The sequence below is a fragment of the Devosia sp. genome (assembly GCF_030689745.1).
Classification (GTDB): Bacteria; Pseudomonadota; Alphaproteobacteria; order Rhizobiales; family Devosiaceae; genus Devosia; species Devosia alba.
The window spans coordinates 22,389-35,644 of record NZ_JAUYGL010000007.1 but is presented as its reverse complement, the minus strand read 5'-3'; the positions used below and the strand labels follow the sequence as shown (position 1 = coordinate 35,644).

Genomic DNA, 13,256 nt, shown 5'->3' with positions numbered 1-13,256 from the left:
TTCAGTTTTGATGGGTGAGGGTGTGGCCCAACTTCTCGCGCTTGGTTTGCAGGTAGCGCAGGTTGAACGGATTGGGGGCGATGATCAGGGACTGCTGCTCTCGCACGTCAATGCCGTTGGCCCGAAGCGTCTCGGCCTTTTGCGGATTGTTGGTCAGCAGGGTGATGGTAACGACATCAAGGGCCCGAAGGATCTGGGCGGCGATGGCGTAGTCGCGGGCATCGGCTGCAAAGCCAAGATCGGTATTGGCCTCGACGGTATCGCGGCCTTTATCCTGCAGGGCGTAAGCGCGGATCTTGTTGGCGAGACCAATGCCGCGGCCCTCCTGGCCTCGCAAATAGATCAGGACGCCGCCTGACTCGCCGATCATGCGCAGCGACTCCTGGAGCTGGGCGCCGCAATCACACCGCAGCGAGCCCAGAGCGTCCCCCGTCAGGCATTCCGAGTGAACCCGCACGAGCGGCACGCCGGACATGGGCGCCTTGACCATCGCCAGATGTTCCGTGCCGTCCAGCAGGCTACGAAACGCATGCACCCGCATCGCATCGCCGGAAAAGGCCGATGGCAAATCGGCCGAAGCCACTTGCTCGACCAGCACCTCGGTCTTGCAGCGATATGCGACGAGATCGCTGATGGACAGGATGGGCAGGTCGTGTTGGGCGGCGAACAGTTCGAGATCGGGGCGCCTGGCCATCTCGCCGTCATCGCGCATGACTTCACAGATAGCGGCTGCGGGTTGAAGCCCGGCGAGGCGCATTAAGTCGATAGCCCCTTCGGTATGACCGTTCCTGACAAGAACGCCGCCTTCGGCCGCCCGAAGCGGAAAGACGTGCCCTGGCGACACCACGTCCGCAGCTTCAGCCCCGGGGTTCGTGGCGGCCATTATCGTCCGGGATCGATCATAGGCAGAAATGCCGGTGGTAATGCCATCTCGCGCCTCGATCGTAACCGTGAACGCGGTCGATCGGCGAGCTCTGTTGGCCGTGGTCATGGCCGGCAGCTGCAGGCGGTCCACCTGTTGCCCGGTCAAAGCCAGACAGATGAGACCGCGCCCATGAATCGCCATGAAATTGACGGCCTCAGGGGTCGCAAACTCGGCAGCGACGACCAGGTCACCTTCGTTTTCGCGGTCCTCGTCATCGACGAGGATCACCATGCCGCCTTGACGCAGTCGGTCTAGGGCTTGGGATAGGGTTGACATAGGCGCTCCACATATTTCGCAATCACGTCGACTTCGACATTGATCTCGTCGCCCAAGCAGGCGGCGTGCAGGTTGGTGTGTTCCCAAGTGTGGGGAATGATGGTGATGCCGATGATGGTCGAGCCATCGGCGGCAGGACTGACGCTGTTGATGGTTAGGCTGATGCCGTCGAGCGCGATCGAGCCCTTCTCCACGCAATAGCGGGCCAGCGCTGCAGGCAGCGCCAATTCCAGCCGAAAGGCTCCCTCTTCAGGGGTCACCGTGACCAGACGCGCGGTTCCATCGACATGGCCCTGGACAAGGTGGCCCGATAGCCGGGTTTCCAGGCGCACGGAGCGTTCCAGATTCACCCGGTCGCCTTCGGCGACCCGACCCAGGCTCGAGCGGGATGTAGTTTCCGGGCTGACGAAGAATGTGGCCGCCCCACCTGTCTCGAGATGGGTGACTGTCAGGCAAACCCCGTTGATCGCGACACTCTCACCAAGACAAAGGTCATCCCAACCCGACTGCAGGACCAGGACGCGCGTTCGCCCCTGCTGGCTGACGCCGGTCACGGGAGCCAATCGTTCAATGATGCCGGAAAACATGGATACCTCTCAATGCGGTTCGGAATTGGTCCGGTAGCGGACGGTGACACGGTCATCCGCCGTGGGATCAGGATGCTGACGTATCAACACGTGTTCGTCCCAGAGCGGACTGGTCAGTATGGATTGGGTGAGTTCGGCTCCGGCTTCGACCAGAACCTCGAGGCATCCAGCCTGACCGAGCTCGGTCAGCGCAGTGGCAAGGTCGGCTTCTATCGACACCAGGAAGCCGCGAGCCTGCGCCGCCTCGACATAGGACGGCGGGACGCGACCACGCCGGTCGAGGATGACCAGATGGCGTCGCTTGCCCGGGAAATCTGGCAGCCTTCGGACGGTAAACTGGGGGGCATCGGCTAGGATAGTTCCGGACCCCGTAATGACCGCGTCGGCCCGCTTGCGCAATTGATGCGCCAGATCGAGTGACGCATCAGAGGTGAAGGTTTTTTGCCCCGCGGGTGGAATCATGCTGCCATCGCGATCGAGTGCATGCTTGACCGTCACCCACGGTTTGCCGGTGGTAACGTGCTTGGCGAAGGGCGCGATCAGGCGGGTCACCGCCTCGGCGAGCTTGGGTGCGGCCGGATCGTCCAGGTCAGCCAGGGCATGTCCTGAGCGGCCTGCATGGGCAAGATAGTTGCCACCCCCACCGGCAACGAGCGGATTGGGATCTCTGGCCCCAATCCATATGTGACGCGCCGGCGTTTGGAGTATCACGCCCGTACAGGCCGGCGTTCGTCCCGTGTGATTGCAGGGCTCGAGGGTCACCACCACCGTATGGATGCGATGGACCGTATCATTGGCACGGCATTGCGAGACGGCGAGCGCTTCGGCATGCGGTCCACCGGCCCGCTGATGGGCCGCTGCGGCCAGCGTTTCGCCTGACGCATCGAGCAGGACGCAGGCGACGGGAGGATTGGGCGCCGTGGCGCCTTGCCATTGGCTGGCCAGCTCAACCGCATAGCCGAAGGCGGCAGCGATCACGCTGCTCGATAATGGCCAAACTGGGGAACTCTGTGCCCTGTCCATGCATAACCGTCTTGCTAAACCAAGACGCTGCCCAGGGCCAAATGACAGGCTTCACCTCGTTCCCTGAAAGCGGAAACGAGGTCACCCGATCATGTGTTCTCTTCCATCCGGACTATACCGTCGGCCTCGGAATTGAACCGAGTCTGCTGACCTTGCCTTTGATAGGCAAGCGCTCGCGGGCTGATGCGCCAAAGCGCAAACACCGCCGGTGGGGAATCGCACCCCGCCCTGAGAACGTCTGTCAGATCACAACGACTGACACCTGCCATATAGTTGGCGCGGCCCACGCGCGCAAGCCAGGCTCTGCTGAACGGTGTGTTTGCGATACCGGGCGGCTCCGAAGCCGGCTGTCAACGAACCCATCGGCAGTTTCGGAAAAGGAAGGCAGCCTGGCCGCCCTCCTTGTATAATGATCGTTGCGGTCCTAGTTGCGGCCCTGCTGTCCCGGCGCATGCTCGCGGGCCGACTCGCCCTCTTCCTTGACCTGACCTGGCGCGTATTCCCGGGCAGATTCGCCCTCTTCCTTCAGTTGACCTGGCGCAAAGGCGCTTGCGGAATTCGTTTCATCGTCGCCGCCGGTGTCGTCCTGGGTTTCTTCCAGGAAGGCGATCAAATCGTCGGTCGATCCTTCCGCCGTACAGGCACCGTCGATGATCTCGTCACAGACGCTTGTGGCCAGATCGTAGGGAAGTGGGAGTATCGTCTGATCCAGAAGCCCGAGCTCAGTCGCCAGATCGCCCTCGAATGTGACAAGAACCTGTTCCTGAGAAAAGGCCGAGCCCGAGAACACCATGGTGGCAGCGCCAAATAGCAGGGCGGTCGTCGAGGATTTGAACTTCTTCATTTCGATCTCCAGATTTTCTAGGTTAACGGTGCGACACGGCCCTGCGCGACATCGAATCGCGCGCCGGTCGACTTCTGGCACACTAATGACGCCCGCATGACCGTCACGTGGCGTCGGACGTTAGGCAGCGGTCATGTTCTGGGCCTTAAAGCTGAGACCATGGAGAACCGATGACCAGCCATCGTCAGATTTTGTTTGCTTTGTCGTTTGCGGTTGCCCTGTGCAGCGGGCCGGTGCACGGGCAGGGCAACGGCAATAGCCAGGGGGCCGAGCACGCGAACGGCAATGCCACGCAATCCGACAGCCAGCCCCCCGGCAACGGGGGGAATGATGGCAACGTCGGCGCGGCAAGTGCTGCGGATCGGGGTGGCCAGGACAATGACGCTAACAAACAGTCCGATGAGGACTTTGTGCTCGATGCTGTGGCTGGCGCTGAAGCGCTGCCCTTCGAATCCATTCTCGAACGGCTACGCCAGGTCACGGCCGCCCGTGTCATTGACGCGAGGCTGTATAACGTTAGCAACGTTCTGGTTTACGAAGTCAAAGTACTGGGAACCGACGGTCTGTTGCGGCGCTTCTACTATGACGCGAAAGCCGGCAGTCAAATTGGTATCAAATAATTGCGCATCCTCGTTGCTGAAGACGACACCAGAATAGCCGCCTCGCTCGACGAGGCGCTCCAGGCTGCGGGTTTTCTTATCGATATCGAGCATGACGGGGAAATCGCATGGTACCGTGGCGACACCGAACCCTACGATGCCATCATTCTCGATCTTGGCCTGCCGACCCTTGACGGCATGACCATCTTGAAGCGCTGGCGCAAATCGAAGCGCGTCATTCCCGTGCTCATCCTGACTGCGCGCGGGCAATGGGACGAACGGGTCGAAGGCATGGAAGCCGGCGCTGACGACTATGTGGTAAAGCCATTTCACATCGAGGAAGTCGTCGCGCGACTCCGCGCCATCCTTCGCCGTGCTGGTGGCCTGGCCTCGTCACGGATAGAGTTGGGAGATATCGTGCTCGATACTCGACTTATGCAGGTGATGCGAGACGGTATGGCGGTGTTCGTCCCGCCCCAGGAATACCGGCTGCTATCGCTACTGGCGTATCGACGGGGGCAAATCGTGCCTCGGATGGAGATCATCGAGCACCTCTATAGTCAGGATTTTGATCGCGAGTCCAATTCGGTCGAGGTGCTAGTGGGACGCTTGCGGAAACGGCTTGGTTCCGACGTCATCAAAACGCGCCGGGGATTCGGCTATTATGTAGAGAGCCCGGACCCGTGACCAGCTCCTCGCTGCGAACTCGCCTGCTGGTGGGCGCCGCCGTATGGGTAGTTCTGACCGTCGTGGTGACCGGCCTGGTGCTGTTTTACCTGTTTCTAGGTAGCGTTGAGCGGCAGACCAGGGCTGATCTCGAAGCCACCTTCGAACGGTTGGTGGCAGTGATAGAGATTGGTCCGAACGGAGCGACGGTACCACATACGCTGCCGGATCCGCGCTATGCGCAGCCCTACAGCGGCGTTTATTGGCAGGTGAAGACAGAGGACGGCTCTTTGATAGCCCGCTCGCGCTCCCTCTGGGATCACGTGCTCGAGCTGCCATCGCCGTCAGATGCAATGCCAGTATTGGCCGGCCCCGAGAACCAGACCTTGGCGGCCGTCGTCAAGGTTATCGATTTTGGCGATCCAACCATGGAAAAACTGGTCATCTGGGTAGCCCAGGACCGCAGCATCCTGGATCAGACCATTGCCGATTTCGGATCCGACTTGATCCTGGCTCTTGCAACCTTGGGGGCCGCAATCGTGGCCGGCGCGATCGTTGTTGTGCGTATCGGGCTGGCGCCGCTGGATCTTGTGCGGCGAGGCGTCGAACGCGTTCGACGCGGAACTGACGAGCAGCTAGTCGGTCCTTATCCAGCCGAGGTCGTGCCCCTGGTAACCGAAGTCAACGAACTGCTGTCGCTGCGGGAAAAGTCCGTCCAATTTGCGCGGACGCGGGCCGCAGACCTGGCCCATGGCCTCAAAACGCCACTACAGGTGCTCGGGTCGATCGCCGACGAGCTCAGCCGATCGGGGGACAAAGGGACCGCCGAGCGCGTCGTTGAAATCCGGGGGGAAATGTCCGACCGCATCGACTATCAGCTGAGGCTGGCCAGACTTCGCCTGCGAACGTCCTCAGAAGTACTAAATAGTTCTTTGGGAGTGGCCGTTTCCCGGACGGTGGGAGTAGTCAGGCAAGCCCATATTGGACGCGGTGTCACCTGGACGGTGAATATCGATGAGGACGTATCGGTTAACGTCGACGCAAACGACTTGCTGGAACTCGTCGGTGTCCTGGTCGAGAATGCCGCCAAGTGGGCCAAGAGCAAAGTCCAAATTGCCGTTCATAGCGGCGCCGGCTGGGCTGAACTGCACATTGCCGATGATGGCACAGGCGTTAGCAGCACGCAGATAAGTGCTCTCGGCAGGCGCGGGCATCGCCTTGATGAATCCCGACAAGGAACGGGTCTCGGGCTTTCCATCGCGTTCGAGATCGTCGAAATGAACGGGGGTGCCATCGAACTTGGGCGAGCTGATTTGGGGGGGCTTTCTGTAAAGGTGCGAATGCCGTGTACGGCCAATCGCGAGCAGAGGTGACTGCCAAAACATCTATCCATTCGGACCAGGGACAAAAGGTTTTCAACGACGGTGCCAAGCTCCGTCAGCCACCCGTATTGCTTTCCGCATTTCCGCTAGACGTTCGACAAGCGCCTGACCTCGCGCCTCACCTCCGGCGTCCAGTAGCTCCGCGGCAAGAGGTACAAGTGCGCCGGATTACCAAGGGGGCAATCCGCGACTTAGCTTCTTATCGCGATGCGGATCGTATCACGTCCATGGCCCCTGAAGACCGGTCGAATTGGGGTAAAGCCGTCATCGCGCCGCCTGACGCCATCCTCTCGCACGCTAGGGCGGACACAACCGCGCCGCCGTCGCACCCAAGGCGACAGACCTTATGGCGTAGGTAGAAATTCGACGCCTATCTCATCGACACCAGCACGAACTATGCGGCACTGGTAAAGGCCGCGATTTTTGATATCGAGAATGAACTCGCCTGGTATTTCGATAACCGACGCCACCTTCAACAAGGCGCCCGTTTCTGAAATGCTGCGCACGATGCAGTCGATTGTTGAGCGGCCGTCATTGAAGACAACTCGCGCTCCCCATAACACCCGTCGCTGACTAATGCCGTTTTCCATGCTTCCCAATCGAGCTAGGCGATCCTTAGACAGGATGTCAGCAAAACGTCAAAATTTGCTTGCGACAGCCACGTAATACGTTTGCAATGCAGCTGACTGAGAGCATCCGTTGCAGAAAGCACCGCCCGCACTGTCAATGCTCCCCGTATGCGCCAGAATAGCGTGCCCGGTATGCCTTAATACTCGGGGGGAAAACCCAGTGTAGCGCCCTATAAGAACTCGAAAAGCGCCCTTGCAATAGCATTGCGGAGCCGAAAGCGATTGCGAACAAAAGCCAAGTCGTCACAGTGAGTGCGAGGATTATTAATCCCCTAGCTGTATACGAACGCCGAGAAATCCGGCCCACAACAAGTCTCCGTACCAATTAAGTCAATTGTCCGAAGGCAATTTAACAATTCATTGCGTAACCAATTCTTCTGAATTTACGCCAAATTGACCGAACAGCATATTTATGCGACTCTAAAATATATTATAATTATAATCATACTATATCGATATCTTGTCTTCTAAAAAGCCAAGTGCCAACAAATTCGAGATACCTAATAATTTGGCCGATTCTGTAGAGTTCTCTTGGGCAACACGGCCCGCGCCCGTTCCAGATGGTCTTTGGCGAGTGTGAGCCATGAGGGCATTCAAACACGCTCCCGTAAAACGACGCCTGCTTCAGCAAAATACTCAATAACTATTTACACCATCAATCGCTTCACTGGACGGTGCCGTTCAAATGGTGCGCTTTGATGGCCCCGCAACTTTTGGTTCGCTAGTACCCCACGCTTTCGAGATTAGCTTGCCACGTTCGTAGGCCGAATCGCTATTTAGGCAGACCTTTCACACCCCAACAATCTTCAAACACGAGGTCTTCAAGCGGAACCCGCGTCCGCCAACCCTTCTGCTCCAGTTCGGGCGTGGCAAAGAAGCTTTCAACCCTGCCCACGCACAGATAGGCGACCATTCGGACCGAATCTGGGATCCCCAGGACCGCCTTGACCTCGGCTTCCTTTAGAATGCTGACCCAACCGACGCCCAGGCCCTCGGCTCTGGCCGCGAGCCAGAGGTTTTGGACAGCGCAAACCGTACTGAACAGGTCCATGTCAGGCATGTGGGTGGCGCCCAGCACGACCGGACCGCCGCGCGTGCGATCGCAGGTCACGCAGATATTGACCGGCGCGCTGGTGATGCCCTCGAGTTTGAGAGCCCGATAAGAGTCCTGACGATCTTTGGGGAACATCGACGCTGCCTCCACATTGGCTCGCGCAAAGATTCCGGCAACCTGCCGTTTCTTTTCGGCGTCGCGTACCACTAGGAAATCCCATGGCTGCATGAAACCGACAGAGGGCGCGTGGTGCGCCGCGTCCAGAATTCGCAGCAGCACGTCATCGGCGACAGCATCGGGTCGGAACTGGCCGCGCACATCCCGCCGGCTATAGATGGCGCGATAAACGGCCTCGCGCTCGGCGTCGGAGAACGGTTCGCCCGTCGTAAGGCGTGGTTGAAATTCAGGCAGATCAATTGCGTCCGGCATGGCGTTGCCCCTGTTCAAAAAACACAGGAGCTGGGGTCCAACCAGCTTCAACGGTCACCTGGCCGGTCTTCTGACTTGGGATCAACCCCGGCGGGCACCTTCCCGGCCGCGGCCAGTGGCATATACTCGCAAGGTCCCCCGCACAGCGCTGGGCGCGTCGCGGATTACAACCGCGTTCCCGATTCTCCCGCGTCGGCGGGCACCAGATATGGCTTGTGTAACGCCTTCGACAGACAACTTGCAAGTCGGCTGTCGTTTGCTTGACATTGGCAGGGCGATGGCCCTTTGTTCTCCTGTCCGAGGGGAGTCCAGGTTCGAAAGAGTCTGGTCTGAGATGGCTGCGAGGCCGAACCCTTTGAACCTGATCCGGGTAATGCCGGCGAAGGGACGGGATCGTTATCCGCCACCAGAGCTGCTTCCCGGGTTTCCGTTTTCACGAGAAAACATGGAGACCCTTCGTGAACAAACCATTCGATACCAAGGCCCTTGGGGCCACTGGCGTATCCACCACGCCGCTTTCGGCTTCCAGCAAAGTTTATGTCACTAGTGCGCGCGCTAGCGACGTTCGGGTGCCATTCCGCGAGGTCGCTGTTGACGATCCGGCGGCCCCGGCGTTCCGGATCTACGATACATCCGGCCCCTATACCGATCCTGCCATCGCCATCGACCTCAAGCGCGGCCTGCCGCGCCTGCGGCAAGACTGGATTGCCGAGCGCGGCGACGTCGAACCCTATCCAGGCCGCTCCATCAAACCGGAAGACGATGGCGACGTGTCCCCCCAGCGCGCTGTTGCCCGTTTCCCCGTCGCCAATCCACCGCTGCGGGCCAAGGCCGGCCGAGGGACCACCCAACTCGACTATGCCCGCGCTGGCATCATCACCCGGGAAATGATCTTCGCCGCGGAGCGCGAGAATCTGGGGCGACAGAGCATGGTGGATGGCGCTGAGGCGCGCCTGGCAGATGGCAATAGTTTTGGTGCCGCCATTCCGCCCATGATCACCCCGGAATTCGTCCGCGACGAGATTGCCCGCGGCCGTGCAATCCTTCCGGCCAACATCAACCATCCAGAAATTGAGCCGATGGTGATCGGGCGCAATTTCCTGGTCAAGATCAACGCCAATATCGGCAATTCTGCGGTGTCGTCTTCGGTCGAGGAAGAGGTCGAGAAACTGGTCTGGTCCATTCGCTGGGGCGCAGACACGGTGATGGACCTGTCGACTGGCCGCAATATCCACGCCACCCGCGAGTGGATCATCCGCAATTCGCCCGTTCCGATCGGCACGGTGCCGATCTACCAGGCGCTCGAAAAGGTCAATGGCGATCCCGCCAAGCTCGATTGGGAGATGTTCGCCGACACGCTGGTCGAACAGTGTGAGCAGGGCGTTGACTATTTCACCATCCACGCCGGGGTTCGGCTGGCCTATGTGCCGCTGACCGCAAATCGTGTGACAGGCATCGTGTCACGCGGCGGCGCGATCATGGCCAGCTGGTGTCTGGCGCACCACAAGGAGAGCTTTCTCTACGAGCATTTTGGCGACATCTGCGACATCATGGCCAAGTATGATGTGTCGTTTTCCCTCGGGGACGGTCTGCGACCCGGCTCCATTGCCGACGCTAATGACGCGGCCCAGTTTGCCGAACTCGAAACGCTCGGCGAATTGACCAAGGTGGCCTGGAGCAAGGGTTGCCAGGTGATGATTGAAGGCCCTGGCCATGTGCCGATGCACAAGATCAAGCAGAACATGGACAAGCAGTTGCATGAATGTGGCGAAGCCCCGTTCTATACGCTGGGGCCGCTGACCACCGATATTGCACCGGGCTACGATCACATTACCTCGGCCATCGGCGCAGGGATGATTGGCTGGTTTGGCACCGCCATGCTCTGCTACGTTACGCCCAAGGAACATCTCGGCCTGCCCAATCGCGATGACGTCAAGACCGGCGTGATTACCTACAAGATCGCCGCGCACGCGGCCGATCTGGCCAAGGGGCACCCGGCGGCGCAATTGCGCGACGATGCGCTGTCAAAGGCCCGGTTCGAGTTCCGATGGCAGGACCAGTTCAATCTCTCGCTTGACCCGGACACCGCGCGCAGCTTCCACGACGAGACCCTGCCCAAGGACGCACACAAGTCGGCGCATTTCTGCTCAATGTGCGGACCCAAATTCTGCTCGATGAAGATCACGCAGGACATCCGTGACCTGGCCGCCCGCAAGGATGGCATGGCGGAAAAGTCACGTGAGTTCATCGATCAGGGTGCCAATGTCTACGTGCGGCTTGAGCCGTAGCGGCCCGATGCGCATTGCAGTCATCGGGGCCGGCGTGGCGGGTCTGACCACCGCGCTGGTCATGGCCGAACGCGGCCATGCGGTCGAGGTGTTCGAACGCAATCCCCGGCTCGGTCCGGGCAGCTGCTCCTGGCTTGCTGGTGGCATGCTCGCGCCGTGGTGCGAGATGGCCTCGACCGAGGCCATTATCGGCCGGCTGGGCATCCAGTCCATTGCCTGGTGGCGTGCGCGCTTTCCGGGCACGGTGTCGCAAGGCACGCTGGTGGTTGCGCCGGCGCGCGATGTGGCAGAGCTCAACCGCTTTGCCAAACGCACTGAAGGCTTTGACTGGCTCGACCCGGCCGGCATTGCGGCGCTGGAACCCGACCTTGCCGAGCGCTTCGGCAAGGCACTGTATTTTTCCGACGAGGCCCATCTCGATCCGCGACTTGCTCTGGCCGCGCTGGCGGAACGGCTGACATCGCTGGGCGTGGCGATCCACTTGGGAACCGAAGTTGTGCCCGAGGCGACGGCTGGCGATCTCGTGTTTGATTGCCGCGGCCTTGGCGGGCGCACCGACATGCCCGCCTTGCGCGGTGTGCGCGGGGAGATGGTGGTGATCCGCTCGCACAGTCTGAAACTGTCCCGCCCAGTTCGGTTTCTGCATCCTCGCCTGCCGCTATATGTCGTGCCGCGCGGCGAAGGCGTGTTCATGCTGGGCGCGACCATGCTGGAAAGCGAGGCGCAGGGACCGGTCAGCGTGCGTTCCATGCTCGAATTGCTCGGCGCCGCCTTTGCCTTGCACCCCACGCTGGGCGAGGCCGAAATCCTCGAACAGGGGGCCGCTCTGCGCCCCGCCCTGCCCGACAATTTGCCCAAGGTGGAGCGAGCCGGTCGCGTGATCCGCGTCAACGGCCTGTTTCGCCATGGCTTCCTGATGGCGCCCGTCATGGCTCAAATCGCGGCCAACGTGGCGCTTGATCCCCATTTTAATACGGAGCTTTGCTATGCGCATTCTGCTTAATGGCACGGAGCACAATCTGAACGCCAGCCAGCTTGTCGAGGCGCTCGAAGCGCTGGGCTACAAGGATGCCGTCGTCGCCACCGCCCTCAATGGACGGTTCGTTCCCAAAGCACTGCGCCCATCGACGCCGCTTGCCGATGGCGACCATGTCGAAGTGCTCGCCGCCATGCAGGGAGGCTAAACCATGGATTTTTATGGTGTTGCGCTGTCCAGCCGATTGCTGCTGGGCACTGCCCGCTACCCATCGCCCAAAATTCTCGAGGCTTCGATCCGCGCGTCGCGGGTCGAAGTTGTCACCGTTTCGCTGCGACGCGAAGGCGGCGAGCAGCGCGCTGGCCAGGCGTTCTGGTCGTTCATCAGTGCAATGGGCGTTCGCGTATTGCCCAATACGGCCGGGTGTCATTCGGTCAAGGAGGCGGTGACCACCGCGCACATGGCGCGCGAACTGTTCGGCACAAACTGGATCAAGCTCGAAGTGATCGGGGAAGCCGATACGCTGCAGCCGGACGTCTTCGGATTGGTCGAGGCAGCACGCATCCTGGCAGCGGACGGGTTCGAGATTTTTCCCTATACCACCGAGGATCTGGTGGTGGCCGAACGGCTCATCGATGTCGGCTGCCGGGTGCTGATGCCCTGGGGCGCGCCGATAGGATCAGCGCGCGGGCTCAATAATCTCTTTGGGCTCAAGGCCATGCGCGCCCATTTCCCCGATGTACCCTTGGTGATCGACGCGGGCCTGGGCGTGCCATCGCATGCGGCGGCGGCAATGGAACTGGGCTATGACGCAGTGCTGCTCAACACCGCAGTCGCCGAGGCGGGCGATCCGGTGCGCATGGCGGAGGCGTTTGCGCTGGCCATAGAGGCGGGCCGCATGGCCTATGCTGCCTCGCCCATGGAGCCGCGCGATATGGCGGCGCCCTCAACCCCGGTTGTGGGCAAGGCACAACTGGCATGATGCTCGATCGTTTTTATCCCGTGGTCCCCAGTGCGGACTGGGTCGGGCGGCTGCTGGGCTGGGGCGCAAAACTGGTCCAACTGCGGATCAAGGATTGTTCCGAGCCCGCGCTGCGGACCCAGATCGCGCAGGCACGCGTCGCCTGCGCGGCTGCGGGCGCGCAGTTGGTGGTCAATGACTACTGGCAACTGGCGTTCGATGCCGGATGCGATTTCGTGCATCTGGGACAGGAGGATCTGGCCCAGGCCGACATTGCTGCACTGCGCCGCGCCGGCATCCGCGTGGGTATCAGCACACATGACCGCGCCGAACTTGAGAGAGCTCTCATCGAGGCCCCGGACTATGTGGCTCTGGGCCCCATCTATCCCACTCAGCTCAAGCAAATGCCCTGGGCGCCCCAGGGGCTGGAGCGGATCAGCAAGTGGAAAAGACTGGTCGGTACGCGGCCGCTGGTTGCCATTGGCGGGCTGACGGTCCCGCGGGCCAAGCTTTGCCTGGCGGCCGGGGCCGATTGCGTTGCGGTTGTTGGCGACATTGTGCGTCACCCCGACCCTGCGGGTCAGACCAGCGCTTGGCTGGCCGCAACTGGAGCGTGA

14 protein-coding genes and 3 riboswitches are annotated in these 13,256 nt (G+C 60.8%); of the genes, 8 read left to right on the top strand and 6 right to left on the bottom strand.

Annotated features, from left to right (window positions below):
• Nucleotide 1: 1 nt before the first annotated feature.
• The 4 genes from ribB to Q8O80_RS00720 all read right to left on the bottom strand — a co-directional run bounded on the left by ribB (nt 2) and on the right by Q8O80_RS00720 (nt 3,655).
• Nucleotides 2-1,201 carry a 3,4-dihydroxy-2-butanone-4-phosphate synthase gene (gene ribB / locus Q8O80_RS00735; protein ID WP_305575892.1) on the bottom strand — a complete coding sequence of 400 codons (1,200 nt, stop codon included), beginning with the start codon at nt 1,199-1,201 and terminating at the stop codon, nt 2-4.
• Entirely contained in the window at nt 1,177-1,788 is a 612-nt protein-coding gene (locus Q8O80_RS00730; protein WP_305575890.1) for a riboflavin synthase, read from the bottom strand. The genes ribB and Q8O80_RS00730 overlap by 25 nt, the downstream gene beginning before the upstream one ends.
• A 9-nt stretch (nt 1,789-1,797) precedes the next feature.
• Nucleotides 1,798-2,766, bottom strand: a complete 969-nt coding sequence (ribD, locus tag Q8O80_RS00725; RefSeq protein ID WP_305575888.1) for a bifunctional diaminohydroxyphosphoribosylaminopyrimidine deaminase/5-amino-6-(5-phosphoribosylamino)uracil reductase RibD — start codon at nt 2,764-2,766, stop codon at nt 1,798-1,800.
• A 136-nt stretch (nt 2,767-2,902) separates the two neighbouring features.
• Nucleotides 2,903-3,051: riboswitch (FMN riboswitch) on the bottom strand.
• 184 nt (nt 3,052-3,235) lie between these two features.
• Complete coding sequence (locus tag Q8O80_RS00720; protein WP_305575886.1) at nt 3,236-3,655, bottom strand: hypothetical protein; 420 nt, start codon at nt 3,653-3,655, stop codon at nt 3,236-3,238.
• Between the two features lie 170 nt (nt 3,656-3,825).
• Here Q8O80_RS00720 and Q8O80_RS00715 point away from each other — a divergent pair, with 170 nt between their 5' ends.
• From Q8O80_RS00715 to Q8O80_RS00705, 3 genes are read left to right on the top strand one after another with little or no spacing between them, the layout of a single operon-like run.
• The gene (locus Q8O80_RS00715; protein ID WP_305575884.1) at nt 3,826-4,275 is read left to right on the top strand and encodes a PepSY domain-containing protein; all 450 of its coding nucleotides are present in this window, start codon (nt 3,826-3,828) and stop codon (nt 4,273-4,275) included.
• Nucleotides 4,276-4,941, top strand: coding sequence for a response regulator transcription factor (locus Q8O80_RS00710; RefSeq protein WP_305575882.1), 666 nt, complete (start codon nt 4,276-4,278; stop codon nt 4,939-4,941).
• Nucleotides 4,938-6,293, top strand: a complete 1,356-nt coding sequence (locus tag Q8O80_RS00705) for a sensor histidine kinase (protein ID WP_305575880.1) — start codon at nt 4,938-4,940, stop codon at nt 6,291-6,293. The genes Q8O80_RS00710 and Q8O80_RS00705 overlap by 4 nt, the downstream gene beginning before the upstream one ends.
• Before the next feature lie 353 nt (nt 6,294-6,646).
• On the opposite strand, the gene Q8O80_RS00700 is transcribed toward Q8O80_RS00705, so the two are convergent.
• Together Q8O80_RS00700 and bluB are read right to left on the bottom strand one after the other, a co-directional pair.
• Nucleotides 6,647-6,892 carry a PilZ domain-containing protein gene (locus Q8O80_RS00700; protein ID WP_305575878.1) on the bottom strand — a complete coding sequence of 82 codons (246 nt, stop codon included), beginning with the start codon at nt 6,890-6,892 and terminating at the stop codon, nt 6,647-6,649.
• 811 nt (nt 6,893-7,703) lie between these two features.
• Complete coding sequence (bluB, locus tag Q8O80_RS00695) at nt 7,704-8,414, bottom strand: 5,6-dimethylbenzimidazole synthase (RefSeq protein ID WP_305575876.1); 711 nt, start codon at nt 8,412-8,414, stop codon at nt 7,704-7,706.
• A 42-nt stretch (nt 8,415-8,456) separates the two neighbouring features.
• Nucleotides 8,457-8,636, bottom strand: a riboswitch (cobalamin riboswitch).
• A 68-nt stretch (nt 8,637-8,704) separates the two neighbouring features.
• A riboswitch (TPP riboswitch) is annotated at nt 8,705-8,820 on the top strand.
• Between the two features lie 52 nt (nt 8,821-8,872).
• On the opposite strand from bluB, the gene thiC reads away from it, so the two are divergent.
• Genes thiC through Q8O80_RS00670 form a run of 5 tightly spaced genes read left to right on the top strand, consistent with a single transcriptional unit; the run spans nt 8,873 to nt 13,256 of the window.
• Nucleotides 8,873-10,702, top strand: coding sequence for a phosphomethylpyrimidine synthase ThiC (gene thiC, locus Q8O80_RS00690; RefSeq protein ID WP_305575874.1), 1,830 nt, complete (start codon nt 8,873-8,875; stop codon nt 10,700-10,702).
• Between the two features lie 7 nt (nt 10,703-10,709).
• Nucleotides 10,710-11,705 (top strand): FAD-dependent oxidoreductase, encoded by a 996-nt coding sequence (locus Q8O80_RS00685; protein ID WP_305575872.1) that lies wholly within the window; start codon nt 10,710-10,712, stop codon nt 11,703-11,705.
• Nucleotides 11,689-11,886: a sulfur carrier protein ThiS gene (gene thiS / locus Q8O80_RS00680; protein WP_305575869.1), complete on the top strand. Its 198-nt coding sequence runs from the start codon at nt 11,689-11,691 to the stop codon at nt 11,884-11,886. The genes Q8O80_RS00685 and thiS overlap by 17 nt, the downstream gene beginning before the upstream one ends.
• A gap of 3 nt (nt 11,887-11,889) precedes the next feature.
• Nucleotides 11,890-12,660, top strand: coding sequence for a thiazole synthase (locus Q8O80_RS00675; RefSeq protein WP_305575867.1), 771 nt, complete (start codon nt 11,890-11,892; stop codon nt 12,658-12,660).
• A complete protein-coding gene (locus tag Q8O80_RS00670; RefSeq protein ID WP_305575865.1) occupies nt 12,657-13,256 on the top strand; it encodes a thiamine phosphate synthase in 600 nt (199 codons plus the stop codon). The genes Q8O80_RS00675 and Q8O80_RS00670 overlap by 4 nt, the downstream gene beginning before the upstream one ends.